10 protein-coding genes are annotated in these 15,507 nt (G+C 47.6%); 8 read left to right on the forward strand and 2 right to left on the reverse strand.

What is annotated here, in order from left to right:
• Positions 1–87 precede the first annotated feature (87 nt).
• The 3 genes from arsD (at position 88) to H8K52_RS04420 (ending at position 3,464) form a co-directional block, all read left to right on the forward strand.
• Positions 88–474 carry an arsenite efflux transporter metallochaperone ArsD gene (gene arsD, locus H8K52_RS04410; protein WP_186921673.1) on the forward strand — a complete coding sequence of 129 codons (387 nt, stop codon included), beginning with the start codon at positions 88–90 and terminating at the stop codon, positions 472–474.
• A 53-nt stretch (positions 475–527) separates the two neighbouring features.
• On the forward strand, positions 528–2,330 hold the full coding sequence (gene arsA / locus H8K52_RS04415) for an arsenical pump-driving ATPase (RefSeq protein WP_186921674.1): 1,803 nt from the start codon (positions 528–530) through the stop codon (positions 2,328–2,330).
• Between the two features lie 390 nt (positions 2,331–2,720).
• Complete coding sequence (locus H8K52_RS04420; protein WP_186921675.1) at positions 2,721–3,464, forward strand: FadR/GntR family transcriptional regulator; 744 nt, start codon at positions 2,721–2,723, stop codon at positions 3,462–3,464.
• Positions 3,465–4,198: 734 nt separating this feature from the next.
• On the opposite strand, the gene H8K52_RS04425 is transcribed toward H8K52_RS04420, so the two are convergent.
• Positions 4,199–4,369, reverse strand: a complete 171-nt coding sequence (locus tag H8K52_RS04425) for a hypothetical protein (RefSeq protein ID WP_186921676.1) — start codon at positions 4,367–4,369, stop codon at positions 4,199–4,201.
• A gap of 49 nt (positions 4,370–4,418) precedes the next feature.
• On the opposite strand from H8K52_RS04425, the gene kdgD reads away from it, so the two are divergent.
• From kdgD to H8K52_RS04450, 5 genes are all read left to right on the forward strand, one after another.
• Positions 4,419–5,330 (forward strand): 5-dehydro-4-deoxyglucarate dehydratase, encoded by a 912-nt coding sequence (kdgD, locus tag H8K52_RS04430; RefSeq protein ID WP_186921677.1) that lies wholly within the window; start codon positions 4,419–4,421, stop codon positions 5,328–5,330.
• 119 nt (positions 5,331–5,449) lie between these two features.
• Positions 5,450–7,030, forward strand: a complete 1,581-nt coding sequence (locus H8K52_RS04435; RefSeq protein WP_186921678.1) for an aldehyde dehydrogenase (NADP(+)) — start codon at positions 5,450–5,452, stop codon at positions 7,028–7,030.
• 197 nt (positions 7,031–7,227) lie between these two features.
• Positions 7,228–8,613 (forward strand): MFS transporter, encoded by a 1,386-nt coding sequence (locus tag H8K52_RS04440; protein ID WP_186921679.1) that lies wholly within the window; start codon positions 7,228–7,230, stop codon positions 8,611–8,613.
• 1 nt (position 8,614) lies between these two features.
• Positions 8,615–9,526: an SMP-30/gluconolactonase/LRE family protein gene (locus H8K52_RS04445; RefSeq protein WP_186921680.1), complete on the forward strand. Its 912-nt coding sequence runs from the start codon at positions 8,615–8,617 to the stop codon at positions 9,524–9,526.
• Between the two features lie 62 nt (positions 9,527–9,588).
• Entirely contained in the window at positions 9,589–11,325 is a 1,737-nt protein-coding gene (locus H8K52_RS04450; protein WP_186921681.1) for a glycoside hydrolase family 43 protein, read from the forward strand.
• 179 nt (positions 11,326–11,504) lie between these two features.
• On the opposite strand, the gene H8K52_RS04455 is transcribed toward H8K52_RS04450, so the two are convergent.
• A complete protein-coding gene (locus H8K52_RS04455; protein ID WP_186921682.1) occupies positions 11,505–15,476 on the reverse strand; it encodes a response regulator in 3,972 nt (1,323 codons plus the stop codon).
• Between the last annotated feature and the right edge of the window lie 31 nt (positions 15,477–15,507).

The following is a 15,507-nucleotide window of genomic DNA, read 5'->3' on the forward strand; positions in this document are numbered from 1 at the left end:
ACTATGCGTTAGCGCAAAGTGTGACTGGATCTATATGCTGTAATGTGCATCGATTCGGTATGTCAACATTGAAACTGGAAAAGCAGTATGAAAACCCTACAAATCTTTGACCCCGCCATGTGCTGCAATACGGGTGTCTGCGGTGTCGATGCAGATCAACAATTAGTCAGCTTTGCCGCGGATATCGATTGGGCAAAGAAGCAAGGTGCGCAAATAGAGCGCTTTAATCTGGCACAACAACCGATGGCATTTGCTGAGAACGCAGTCGTAAAAAGTTTTTTAGAGCGTTCGGGTCAAGAAGGTTTACCTTTGATTTTGCTCGATGGTGAAATCGCGCTCACGAATCGTTATCCACGTCGTGCGGAGTTGGCACGTTGGCTTGGTTTAAGCATCTTGCCTGTTTCTGTTAGCACAAGCACTAGCGCAAACTCGACAGCGTCTGCGCCTTGTTGTGGTGAAGGTCAAAGTTGTTAGCCTCCATTTTCGTTTTACCGAATTGATGCATTTATTCACGACTGGAGTCGCTTGTGAAATTTCTTGAACAAACCCCTGCGTTTCTATTTTTCACAGGTAAAGGTGGCGTGGGAAAAACCTCGCTCGCCTGTGCGACGGCCATTTACTTGGCGGATCTTGGCAAACGCGTGCTGTTAGTCAGCACCGATCCAGCGTCGAATGTCGGCCAAGTGTTTGGCATCGCGATCGGCAATCACATCACGCCTGTGAGTGCAGTTGCAAATTTATCTGCTCTAGAAATTGATCCGCAAGCAGCAGCGCAAATCTATCGCGACAAGATCGTTGGCCCGGTGCGTGGGGTCTTACCAGATGCAGTAGTCAACAGCATCGAAGAACAATTGTCTGGGGCGTGTACCACCGAGATTGCCGCTTTTGATGAGTTCACGGGTTTGCTCACCAATCAATCTTTGATCAGCCAATTTGATCACATCCTATTCGATACAGCGCCAACGGGTCATACCATACGCATGTTGCAATTGCCTGGTGCATGGTCCGACTTCTTAGAAGAAGGCAAAGGCGATGCATCGTGCTTGGGCCCGCTAGCTGGATTAGAAAAGCAACGCGAGCAATATCATGCTGCGGTGGAAGCCTTAGCTGATCCACAACGCACACGCATGGTCTTGGTTGCGCGTGCGCAAACGGCGGCTTTACGTGAGGCAGCACGCACACACGAAGAATTAGCAGCGATTGGATTTCAACATCAATATTTAGTGATCAATGGCGTGATGCCAGAAACCGAGGCGGCACATGACAAGTTGGCAGCAGCCATCGTGCAACGTGAACAAAGCACGCTAAACGCGATGCCTGCAGTGTTGGTCAATGCACCGATTGACTATGTTCCTTTGCTAGGCTTCAACTTAGTTGGCTTGCCTGCGCTGCGTGCTTTGTTGAACCCATCTTCTGCGGCAATACCGACGAGCGAAATATCAACAAGCGAAATATCAACTACGCCAAGCTGCCCAAACTTATCCAGCTTGATTGATGATTTAACAGCCGATGGTCATGGTTTGATTATGACTATGGGCAAAGGCGGTGTCGGCAAAACCACAGTGGCAGCGGCACTCGCAGTTGAGTTGGCGCGTCGTGGTCATGCAGTACATTTAACGACCTCCGATCCCGCAGCACATGTGTTGGCGGCACTCGGTGGCGAAGTCGAGAATATGAGCGTCAGTCGTATCGATCCACAAGCCGCGACGGAAGCTTATCGCGCGCAAGTGATGGCGAGTAAAGGGAAACATCTGGATGATGCTGGTCGCGCCCTATTGGAAGAAGATCTGCGCTCGCCATGTACCGAAGAGATTGCCGTGTTTCAAGCTTTCTCACGCGTGATTCGTGAAGCCGGAAAAAAGTTTGTCGTAATGGATACCGCGCCGACGGGGCATACTTTGTTATTGCTCGATGCAACGGGTGCTTATCACCGCGAAATCGCGCGTCAAATGGAAAGCACTGGGGTGCGTTTTAATACGCCGATGATGCAACTACAAGATCCGCAGCAAACCAAGATACTAATTGTCACGCTGGCAGAAACCACGCCGGTGTTGGAAGCGGCAAGCTTGCAGCATGATTTACGACGTGCGGGGATTGAGCCTTGGGCTTGGGTCATTAACAATAGCCTCGCCTTAGCGCATCCCACATCAGCCTTATTGCAACAACGGGCACACAATGAATTAGCGCAGATTCAAGCAGTGTCGGAACAACATGCTAAGCGCTGGGCGGTGATTGCCTTACAAGAACAAGAGCCAGTTGGGGCTGCGCGTTTACAGGCTTTGTTGAAAAACCCCATTGAAGAAGCTGTCAACAGCACTTATCTCTCCTAGGTTCCTCTCCTTCAAAGCAGTGGTAACGATACAAGTTGCAGCCACACAGATAGTTCCCTCCCCTTCAAGGGGAGGGCTAGGGTGGGGATGGGGTGTTTGAGTCATTTCAGAACTTTGTCGTCTTTTAAATGCGATTGATTAATGGCAATTGAACTGCGCCATTTGAATCTGAACCTCCCTCACCCCTACCCTCTCCCGCATGCGGGAGAGGGGGGGGTAATATCCATATCGTACAACCAAGATTCATTGATCTGGTTTTTCACTTTTTCTCAACATAGAAACCCATTTCAACAGTGAGGACTTATCGGTTATCATACAAGAAATGACTAAGCCTCCATCCTACCGCATTTCGTTTTGGTTTAGTCTCAACAAACAAAGATCAATTTCAATATGACCAGCACAAACGCCAACCCAGTCCCCATTCGCAGCAAACCACGTAATCTTGCCAGCGCAGTGGTCGATCACTTAACGACACGCGTTAAGAGCGATGATTTAAAAGTTGGAGAAAAGCTGCCGACAGAATCGGAAATCATGCAGGTTTATGGCGTCAGCCGCACCGTTGTGCGTGAGGCGATTTCGCAACTGAAAGCAGCCGGCTTAGTCGAAACGCGGCACGGCATTGGCACTTTTGTACTCGCACCTTCGCATCATCTGGGCTTACAAAATTCGTCGATCGTGACGGTACGCGACGTACTCGCGGTATTAGAAATTCGCATCAGTTTGGAAACCGAAGCCGCTTGGCATGCCGCCGCGCGCCGCAGTGAAGCACAGGTCGAAGAGATGCGCGCGGTCCTGCAACAAATGCGCGCCACGGTCGAGTCTGGCGCACATTCCGTCGATGCCGATGTGCGCTTTCACTTATTGATTGCCCAAGCGACTGGCAATCCTTATTTTGTTGAGTTACTTGGGCATTTGGGACACACCTTGATTCCGCGTGCACGTTTGAATACCGCGCAACTCAATCAAGATGATCCATCTGCTTATTTGGTGCGCGTGCATCATGAGCATGAGGATATTTTTAATGCGATTTTGCGTAAAGATCCTGAGGCAGCGCGGGCGGCTATGCGGACGCATTTGAGTAATAGTCGGGAGAGATTGAGGTTGGCGCAGGAGGTGATTGAGGGGGCGGGCTGATTTTCTTTTCTTCTTTTAAATCATTAAATTCGGGCTCTACACTGTCTGTATTCCCACCAATTGTCAGCTATTTTCATCGTTCACAGGTCGGGTGTGGCCCGACAGCCAATCACCTTTTTTGCTTCGCCAAAAAAGGTAATCCAAAAAAGGCGACCGTAGACTCGCCCCTTCGGGGTGCTTACGCTTCGCTTCAGCATAATTTGTGCGTCACAAAAAATGGGAAAGTGTTGAAACTCGCTGCGCTCAGACAGCAACACTTTCTTATCCATTTTTTGCGAAGCACAAATTACATCGTCTCAAACGGGGGTAGGTCAAAAACAAAGTCAAAAACGACGACCAACAACCGACATTAGAAAATGAAGGTTCGATGATACTGATTGTTTTAGTGTTGCCGTTGCTTTTGGTGTTGTAGTTGATTTTGATCTTCATCCACTTCTGACACTGCCAATTGTGCAGGACAGAAAATGGATAAAGAAAGTGTCGTTGTCTGAGCGAAGCGAGTTTCGACACTTTCCCATTTTTTGTCCTGCACAATTGGGAAGCCGAAGGCCAGTGGCAGCGTGGTCGCCTTTCTTTGCTTCCTTTCTTTGGCGAAGCAAAGAAAGGAAGTGGCTGTCGGGCCACACCCGACCTTCGGACCACAAACCATTCGCGAAAATAAACATTACCCAAGAAAATTCAGCCCCAAAAAAATAACCAAACTTGCTGAAAACTTTCGCCCGAGTCCCTAGTAATTACCCATCCCCATCCCAGCCTTCCCCTTGAAGGGGAAGGTGCGCCAAAACATTCAAGCAAATCCTTTCATTAAGAACAACAAAATCTTCACCATCAATAAATTCGAAAAAACCCTTTGCAAAAACCAATTTTAAGTTGTACGATGACGTATCACTTAAATTTAGACCCATGATTTTTTCCAATTCCACCCAATTTCCTGCATTTATCACTGGAGACACTATGCACCCGCAAGAACTCAAACAAATCCTCTCGTCTGGACTCTTATCCTTTCCTATCACCGACTTCGATGAAAATGATGACTTCCGTGCTGATACTTATGCTGAACGTCTGGAGTGGTTAGCGCCGTATGGTGCGAGTGCTTTGTTTGCCGCGGGTGGGACAGGTGAATTCTTTTCTTTGACACCAGGCGAATACAGCGATGTGATCCGTACTGCAGTTGATACTTGCCGTGGCAAAGTGCCAATTTTGGCGGGTGTCGGTGGCCCCACACGCACTGCGATTGCGTTAGCGCAGGATGCGCAGCGTTTAGGTGCTCAGGGTTTGTTGTTGTTGCCGCATTATTTAACCGAAGCTAGCCAAGATGGCTTGATCGAGCATGTTGCCGAAGTTTGTAAATCCGTCAGTATTGGTGTGGTTGTCTACAACCGTGCTAATTGCCGCTTGACACCAGACTCTTTGGAAAAACTAGCAGCACGTTGCCCAAATCTCATCGGTTTTAAAGACGGTGTCGGTGACATCGAATTGATGGTGTCCATCTGGCGCCGTATGGGTGATCGCTTCAGCTATCTCGGCGGTTTACCGACAGCAGAGATTTTTGCTGGTGCTTACAAAGCGATCGGCACACCAGTGTATTCGTCTGCGGTATTCAATTTCGTTCCGAAATTGGCAATGGATTTTTACCATGCAACTGCGGCCGATGACTTCGCAACGACGAATCGTTTAATCGATGAATTCTTCCTCCCATACCTCGATATCCGTAATCGTAAGGCTGGCTATGCAGTGAGTATCGTCAAAGCTGGTGCACGCTTAGTTGGTCGCAGCGGCGGTCCAGTGCGTGCACCGTTGACTGACCTAACAGCGGAAGAAGATGAAATGCTGTTAAAGTTAATTCGCGCGCAAGGTCCGCAATAAACGTCGAAGTCAGCGTAAAAATAAGCACGAATGATGACGATTTCCATCAAGACTGGGCGCAATCGCCCAGTTAAAATGAAATGTTCATCAACGTAAGATTACGAATCAAGGAGTAATGCATGCAAATCACAGGAAGCATGGTCATCGGCCAGGAATCCCTATTCGGTAGTGCGGGCACGATCAAAGCGATCAATCCCGCCACTAACAGCGAATTCGAACCCGCATTTGGTTTGGCGACCAAAGAGGATGTCGATCAAGCATGTCAATTGGCAGCAGCCACATTCGATAGCTATCGTGAAACCACCCCGGAGCAACGAGCGACATTTTTAGAGAAAATTGCTGAAAATATTTTAGCACTGGGTAACACGCTAATCGAACGTGCGCATCAAGAAACTGGCTTGCCAGTAGCGCGTTTGGAAGGCGAACGTGGTCGCACGATGAATCAATTGCGATTGTTCGCCAAAGTTGTGCGCGATGGTGCCTATCTGTCTGCAACACTTGATTCTGCCTTGCCAGAACGCGTTCCGCCACGTCCTGATTTACGTTTGCGTAAAATTGGATTAGGCCCAGTTGCGGTCTTCGGCGCAAGTAACTTCCCGTTAGCATTCTCCGTTGCTGGTGGTGATACTGCATCCGCTCTCGCAGCAGGTTGCCCAGTGGTTGTCAAAGCACATAGCGCGCATCTCGGTACGTCCGAATTAGTCGGTAAAGCGATACAGCAAGCTGCGAAAGATTGTGGTTTGACCGGCGTATTCTCCATGTTAATTGGTGATGGTCGTCAGATCGGCCAAAGTTTAGTCGCCCACCCTGCAATCAAAGCCGTCGGCTTCACTGGCTCTCGTCAAGGTGGTATGGCGTTGGTGCGTACTGCCGCAGCACGTGCGGAACCGATTCCTGTATATGCGGAGATGAGTAGTATCAATCCTGTTTTCTTACTGCCCGATGCATTAAAAACCAAGGGTGCGAGCATTGCGCAAGGTTTCGCCGATTCATTGACGATGGGTGCGGGACAATTCTGTACCAATCCTGGCATGGTCATCGCGTTAGACAGTCCAGAGTTACAGGGCTTTATTGATAAAGCAAGTGCGGCATTACAGGCAAAACCTGCAGCCACGATGTTAACGCCAGGCATTCATCAAGCCTACAGCTCAGGTGTTGAACGCTTAAATCAAGTCAGTGGAGTCGCGGTTTTGGCACAAGGTCAAGAAGCGACGACACCGTGTGCAGCACGCGCTAATCTGGCAGTCTGCCATGCAAAAGATTTCTTAAATAATATTGCATTGCATGATGAAGTTTTTGGTCCATCTTCGCTCTTGATTCGCTGCAAAGACCTGACCGAAATGCAAGCAATTGCTGAACACATCGAAGGCCAATTAACGGCGACTGTGCACGCAACCGCAGCAGATTACGCGATTGCTAAATCCTTGTTACCGACCTTGGAACGTAAAGCTGGTCGTATCTTGTTTAATGGTTTTCCAACAGGTGTCGAAGTCTGTCACGCGATGGTGCATGGTGGTCCTTTCCCATCGACTTCGGACAGCCGTTCAACTTCGGTTGGTGCCAGTGCGATTGATCGTTTCTTGCGTCCAGTTTGTTATCAAGAGTTCCCTGCTGAACTCTTGCCAACCAGCTTGCAAGATGCCAATCCTTACGGTATCCCACGTGTGGTCAATGGTGAATTGACCGTGCAAGCCAAGTAATCTGTAAAAGAGTTCCCTCTCCTGTATTCGGGAGGGGAAATCAAAAAATGTAGGGCGGGCGCAACCCGCGCCGCCTGTCGATGGCTCACGCCTGCGCAATTTTTAAACGACGTGAATTGCACCAGCCCTACAAATCGAAATCTAAATCGAAATTCAAATTAACAGCACTGCCAAAAACAATAAAACCGGAGACACCTATGTCAACACATGCACAAGTCCATGCCACAGGCATAGGCAAATACCGATGGACCATCTGCGCACTTTTGTTTTTTGCGACGACCATCAATTATTTAGATCGTCAGGTCTTGAGCTTATTGGCACCTGACTTGAGCAAAGAGTTTGGTTGGACGAATAGCGATTATGCGAACATCACCGCTGCGTTTCAATTTGTGTATGCGATTTCCATGTTGTTTGCAGGTCGTTTCATTGACAAAATCGGAACAAAAAAAGCCTTTGTTCTCGCCATTACCGTATGGTCTCTTGGTGCCATCATGCATGCGTATGCGATCTTTTTTGGTGAAGCCATCAACAGTATCGCGACTGCACTAGGACTCGCAGCCGTTCCCGTCTCGATCGCAGGTTTTATGATTTCTCGTGCCGTTTTGGCGTTAGGTGAAGCAGGTAACTTCCCAGCAGCGATTAAAGCAACCGCAGAATATTTCCCTAAAAAAGAACGCTCTTTTGCAACTGGCATATTCAATTCTGGTGCCAACATTGGTGCCGTGCTGGCACCGATCACCGTGCCCTTGATTGCTGCAGCATGGGGTTGGCAGGCGACCTTCATTATCGTTGGCGCAATTGGTTTTATTTGGCTTGGTGCATGGATGGTGTTCTATGACAAACCAGAAGAGCAAAAACGTTTGTCCGCAGAAGAACTCGCTTACATCAATCATGATCAATTGACAGATGGCGTGGTCGAGAGTAATGACGATGGCAAGAAATTTTCTTGGTTCCAATTACTCGCGTATCGTCAGACTTGGGCATTCGCCTTTGGCAAATTTATGACCGATGGCGTTTGGTGGTTTTTCTTATTTTGGTTGCCTAAATATCTTGCTGCGCAATACGGTATGAAAACGACCGAATTCGTGATTCCATTGGCAGTGTTATACAGCATGACCATGGTCGGCAGTATCGGTGGTGGTTGGTTACCAACCTACTTTATCAATCGCGGTGATGCGCCTTATGATGGTCGCATGAAGGCGATGTTGATGATTGCGATTTTCCCGCTGGTCGTTTTATTGGCGCAACCGCTCGGCTATCTAAGCTTCTGGGTACCCGTGATTTTGATCGGTATCGGCGCTTCGGCCCATCAAGCTTGGTCAGCAAATATTTTCACGACAGTGTCTGATATGTTCCCGAAAAAAGCCGTCGCCTCTGTTGTCGGTATTGGTGGTATGGCGGGTGGTTTAGGCGGCGTTTTGATCACAAAACTCGGTGGCTGGTTGTTTGACTACTACGGAAGCCAAGGCCAATTGCAAACTGGCTACACGATCATGTTTGCGATCTGTGCACTCGCCTATTTAGTCGCTTGGACTGTAATGAAAACATTGGTACCAAAGTACAAAGTGATTAACGATCTCTAATATGCCAAACGTGCTTACTCCTGACATCATTCGCGTTACGACGCCACAGACAAACATCCGCTGTGGCGTCGGTGAAAGCCCCATCTGGATTGCGCACGAAGCAGCCTGGTATTGGGTCGATATCACAGCAAAGACTATCTGGCGTTTAGATGCTAGGAGCGGCGCAGTATCAAGCTGGAGCACTGCTGAAATGATAGGCTGCATGGCTCCTCAAGCTAGTGGCGGCTTTATAGCGGGAATGGAAAGCGGCGTATTTCATCTCAACGTAGTGGCAGGTGGAATCGTCGACGCACAACATCTAGCAGCGCCAGCAACATCGGCAATGGGAATGCGTTTCAACGATGGTCGCTGTGATCGCCAAGGTCGATTTTGGAGCGGCACCATGTTGATCGATATGTCAGTGCCACGAGCTGCTGGACATTTATATCGCTATACCAAAGAACAAGGCATCTCAGCTCCCTTCATCTCGAATTTATTTGTCCAAAATGGGCTCGCGTGGTCACCAGATGGTCGCACCATGTACCTTTCTGATTCACATCCAAACAGCCAACTGATCTGGGCGTTTGACTACGATACAAATAGCGGCACGCCCCACAATCAACGCCTCTTTGTTGATATGAAAACGATGGATGGTCGTCCCGATGGCGCGGCTATCGACATTGAAGGTTGTTATTGGATTTGCGCCAATGACGCCGGATTGGTTTTGCGCTTTACCCCAGAAGGAAAACTCGATCGACAAATCGCGGTGCCAATGAAAAAACCAACCATGTGCTGTTTCGGTGGTGACAAACTGGACACCTTGATGGTTGCGTCCATCGCAGCAGGGCAAGCGGCGGATGACGAATGGGCTGGTGCCACTATCCTGCTCAATCCGGGTGTCCAAGGCTATGCAGAAACCGCTTTTGCTGGATAAGCGTCGCTGAAATCTGTAGCGACATCAATCGTACATACGCAAGAACTCTGCTAAGGAATTCCATGAACTGCTTTGACAAAGCACTCTGCTGCTTGTTTTCGTCGATCTTATTGCTTGCTTCGCCAGTGCATGCTCAGAATAAAAATCGACACGATACAAAACAAGTCTGGGAACCTGATCTCGGCAATGGCCGCTATCGTAATCCGATTATTCATGCAGACTATTCTGATCCCGATGTGATCCGCGTCGGCAACCAGTACTACATGATTGCATCGAGCTTCAACAGCGCGCCGGGTCTTCCATTGTTGCAATCGAGCGATATGATTCACTGGAATCTGGTCGGACACGCCTTGCAGAATTTGATACCAAATGAGACCTTCTCGACGCCGCAACATGGTAAAGGCGTATGGGCACCGAGCCTACGTTTTCATGATGACAAATTTTGGATCTTTTATCCTGATCCAGACTTCGGCATTTATGTCATGACCGCGAAGAACTTTGCTGGACCGTGGACATCACCACATCTACTCGTTGCCGGTAAAGGTTTAATCGATCCGACACCATTATGGGACGATGATGGTAAGGCTTGGCTTCTGCATGCATGGGCGAAAAGCCGTGCGGGATTTAATAATCAACTCACTTTGCGTGCAATGACTGCAGACGCCAGCAAACTCCTCGATGACAAAGGCACGCTGGTTGTTGACGGCAATCTTCTACCTGGCTATAAAACCTTAGAAGGTCCAAAGTTTTATAAGCGCAAGGGCTGGTACTATATTTTTGCGCCCGCAGGTGGTGTTGAATTTGGTTGGCAATCGGTATTCCGTTCTAAAAATATTCAAGGCCCTTACGAAGATAAAATCGTTTTGGCACAAGGAGATAGCAAGATCAATGGTCCGCATCAAGGTGCATGGGTCAATGCGGAAGATGGACGTGATTGGTTCTATCATTTTCAAGATAAGCGCGCCTATGGCCGGATCGTCCATTTACAACCAATGCGATGGGAGCAAGATTGGCCAGTGATGGGTAACATGAATGTGAAAACGGGCATAGGTGAGCCAGTAATGGAATGGGAAAAACCCGTCATATCAACGACCGCCGCATCTCGCAACAATCCAGCAACGTCAGATGACTTCACGTCAAGTGATCTCGAATTGCAATGGCAGTGGCAAGCAAATTGGTCGCCTAGCTGGTTTTCGCTGAGTGCACGACATGGCTACTTAAGACTGTTTAGTTTGCCATGGTCGTCTGACAAAAGCTTAGCTCAGTATCCGGCACTACTAATGCAAAAACTGCCCGCAGAAACCTTCACCGTCGATACGTCAATTACATTAAATCCAAACGTAATAGGACTCACAGCAGGTTTGAGCCTCTTTGGCATGGACTACGCTTGGCTAGGTTTGAAGAATACCGGGCAGGAAAAACAAGTGAAGCAAACAATCATCTACGCGGAATGCAAAAACAGTCAACAATCGTGTAGCGAGCATCAAATAGAGATCGCCGATCTTGGTTCAACGAATGCAAGTACCGAGACAGAGCTAAAGCTCTATCTACGCCTGCAAGTCAAACCGGGAGCGCAAGCCTTGTGGTTTTATAGCGTCGATGGTAGGACCTATCATTCTGTACTGCCGGACAACGTCACCTTTCAAGCTAAACCCGGACGCTGGGTTGGCGCAAAGTTAGGCTTATTCAGTTTGCAGACAATCCCGACATCCAACTTCAGTTCGCTCAATAAGCCAGTGAACGATTCGAAATCGAGTCATGTCTATGCGGACTTTAGTCCAGTGCAATTTCAACGCTAGTGAGAAGATCCGAAGAGGCTTTTCAACAAATCGGAACGCTTACCGGATTCAGTCATATCCAGCCAAATTTCTCCAGTAAATTGCGGCGTTTCCTTGGGAACGAGAATCAATATCAACGTACTCAAGGACATACTCTGCGCACTTTGAGTCGCGGAAGCAACCGGCTTCATTAGACCACATCAATGCCTTAACAAAGCTTGACTCAGAATTCTTTCAGCTTGTGCGAAGTTTAATTCACTCATGTTTTTTTCTATAAGAAGGAATGCTTCCATTGATATTTTTTGGCTTAGCGTTTCCTTTAGGGTATCAAAAACATCGCAAGCAGCGAGATCATTCTGTTGAAGATACTGTCTAAATTGTTCCATTCTTGCGGACTCGTCATCGATGGAGAGTGCCGTTAGGTTTGGCGTGCTTAGACCTAAGCGTTTTTCACTTAGCCAATGCTGTGCTGCCTCAATTGTTTTCCGCAATTCCTGTTCGACAGACGTCAATAACATGTCAACATTGGCGCCACCATCCCGAATCTCGTTTTCAGCCCGTAAGGTTTGCATCGCAAAAACCTTGGCACCAAGTGTCCCCACAGACCCTCGCATCGTATGGAGCACTCTAGTGGCGACTTCTGGCTGTTGTGCTTCAAACGCACGCCTAACGTCGAGCATTTGCGTACTAGCGCGCTCTACCATAGAACTGATCGAATCTAATATCCGTTGCAAGTGTTTAGGATCAGCCGCAGCTAAAATTTCCAATGAGCGAGGATCAAAAACTGATGAATCCGAAGGATTTGCGGAAGTGGTCGCTAATAAGTCTTCCTTCACTTTCTCGTTTTCCATTTTTGCCTGATTCAATGCCATTGGCAAGACCTTCGAAATTGCCAAAAACATTTGTTCGACGTCGATCGGCTTCCCGACAAAATCATTCATTCCAACTTGTAAGCAACGATCGCGTTCAGAGCTCATGACACCTGCCGTCATTGCGATGACCGGAATTTGCAGATGCAATTCATTACGTATGATGCGCGTCGCGCTAATACCATCCATGATGGGCATTTGCACATCCATCAAGACTGCGTGATATTTGTCTGCGTGACTTCGCAAATGTTCGACCGCAAGATAGCCGTTTTCTAACACATCAACGGTCGCACCACCCTGCTCTAAAAAGCCTTTAGCAACAATTTGATTAAAAGGATTGTCTTCTACCAAAAGTAACTTTGCGCCTTGAATTTGATTGGCTCGTGTCAATATCGCTTTACTATAACGGGGCATCACTTCTAGGCCAGAACATAACAGGATCGCTTCATGCACGGTATCAAATACGCTTGATCCCGTGATCGGCTTCATCAAAATTGCATCGGCATAATCTGCAGCTTGCTCTTGTAGCATTCTGTCTCGACTAAATGCGCTAACCATAATGATTAATGGTGTTTTGCCCTTAGGGAGTATGTCACGCAACAACTTGATGGTGACTAAGCCATCCATCATCGGCATTTGCCAATCAACGATAATGGCATCAAAATGTCTTCCTTCGGCGAGTCGAGCACTTACGATATCAATCGCCTGTTGTCCATTCGTCGCAGATTCCGTATTCCAATTCCATGAACGCACTGTCTTGCAGATGTAATGATTGCTCGTGGAATTATCGTCGACGACCAAAAGATCTAGTCGTTTTTGAGTGGCAGAGCTCACAGTCGTCGTATCATTGACAGCAATCATCGGCACCGTAATCTGAAATTCACTGCCAATGCCAAACCGACTTTTCACGTCCATGTCGCCGCCCATGAGATTGACAATACTCTTCGATATCGACAGTCCTAAACCTGTTCCACCAAACTTTCTCGTAGTAGAGGCGTCGGCTTGAGAGAAAGGCTGAAATAATTTTTGTAGCTGCTGTTTATCCATTCCTATGCCAGTGTCACTGACTGTGATTTTTAACCAAACGCGATTAGTCTCAAGATCGACCTTATCTTGAATCGTATCGACGAAAACGGCGACCTCGCCTTTCTCCGTAAACTTCAGTGCATTGCTCGTCAAATTAGTCAGTACCTGCTGCAATCGCAGTTGGTCACCGATCAAGCGCTTTGGCACATCTACGCCCATTCCGATGGCAACCTCAACATCTTTTTCTGCTACGGACACCGCCATCATGCTTGCTAGTGCGCCGAGTACATCGTCAAGAAGAAACTCGGTATTCGACAGTTCTAAGCGATTCGCCTCGATTTTAGAAAAATCCAAAATATCATTCAAAATCCCCATCAATGACTGCCCGGAAACTTTGATCATATCTAAATATTTGCGCTGTTCAGAACTCAGGTTCGTTGTAGCAAGCAATTGCGACATGCCGAGCACCGCATTCATCGGCGTGCGAATTTCATGACTCATATTGGCAACGAAATCACTCTTCGCCTGACTAGTCTGTTCTGCGCTTTCTTTAGCTTGAATCAGCAAACGCTGTAGTTCTTTTTCATCAGAAATATTGTTCGCGATACCAAGGAACCCGACTATTTTTTCATCTAAGCCAAAGATCGCTGTCACCACGAGTCGTACTGGAATCTTTTTCCCGGATTTGTGCACATAAGTCCACTCGCGCTTTTCGTTAATACCCAACGTGGCTTTCAGAATAAATACGTCAAAACCTTCAACAGGGCGACCAAGTTCTGCACTCAATTCTCGGCCTCGCTGCATAACTTCCTCGGGTAGATGCAGCACGGCCGGCGTTATTTTGTGCTCCATTTCGGCTGCGCTGTAACCCAACATTTTTTCAGCGCCAGCACTGAAAAGTGTAATCGTCCCTTGCAAATCAGTGGCGATAATAGAAAATTCCGTCGCTGAATCAATCACTGCCTGGAGGCGCTCTTGTGCAATGTATTCTGCTCGTTGCGCCTTCTTGATGTCAGTAATATCGCTGACGAAGGCATAAACCCCTTCAATTTTCCCATCACGAAAACTTGGTACATAAGACGCTAGACTGTCGCGAGCAACGCCATTCGGACTCACGATGGTACGTTCAAACATTTGCGGTTCACCACGCAATGCCGCTTCCATGTAAGGAATATTTTTTTCGTATAAAGCGTCACCAACCACGTCGCGCACATGCATGCCTAGTATGTCCTCGGGTTTCCAACCAAAATAGTCTATGTATGCGCTATTCGCGAAGCGGTTTTTTAATTCTAAGTCCCAAAAGCCAATCATCGCGGGGACATTATTCACAATCATTTGTAACTCAAGATGTTTACGCTGCAAGGCAGCCTCAGTTTCCAGTCGTTGCTTGTCCTGACGCCGAAATAAATTCATGCTTCCGACCAAAATCAATACCGGAATAAAAGTCACCAAAATCGGTAAGTAGCTCAAGAACGACAACACATTGCTGGAATCAAACGCTTTTTGAAAATAACCTAAATGCAACATCACAGCAATCACTAACGACTGCAAGAAAATCAATCCAGAAACGACGACTGATGTTGTATTGATGGCGGCAAACACCAAAGGGATGACTAAATAAATGAAAGGAAAAGGTAAGTAACGAAGCGCAAAAAAACTAACGAAAAGAACGCTAATGGCATAAAAGAGAGACGATTTTTTTGTATCTAACATTAAGTAATCGTGATTTATTGAAACCCATCTGCGTCTTAGCAACAGCAGTAATGGCAACAGAGAGATCGTTCCAACCGAAGAGCTAACAAACCATGTCGGCAAAATCACTGCAAATGGTGCGAAGCCCAAGAGGGCTAAGGTGCTAGCACCAACTACGGCACCGATTCCGCTCGGCAAAAGGCAAACAGCGAATACAAATCGCAGCATCGCATCTGGTGACTGTTCAAAGTCCGATTGCATCTTCAGTCGAGCAGCCGACCAAGGAGCGACTAGCATTTCAACGACGTTTGGAATGACAAAGGCGATCGACAGCCACCACGAATTCCCCATCACCCAATTCGCAAAAAAATTGGCGCCAGCGAAAATCACGGTGAGATACCATTTCTCCTTATTTTGAAACTGCAACAAACAAGCGATGGCCAAGGCATTGGCATACCAAAAGTGCGCGACATTGCCCGCTTCTTTTGAAAAATGGATGGAGATCGACGCCAGAATAAAATATACCAAGCCAATCGCTAAGGCCTTCGTGGTGAAAAATCGATTACCTGTCGAAAAGTTTGTCATCCGATATTTTCCCAATAAATAATAACTAAGC

Origin of the sequence: Affinundibacterium seohonense (assembly GCF_014284305.1) — a bacterium.
Lineage (GTDB): Bacteria > Pseudomonadota > Gammaproteobacteria > Burkholderiales > Burkholderiaceae_D > Undibacterium > Undibacterium seohonense.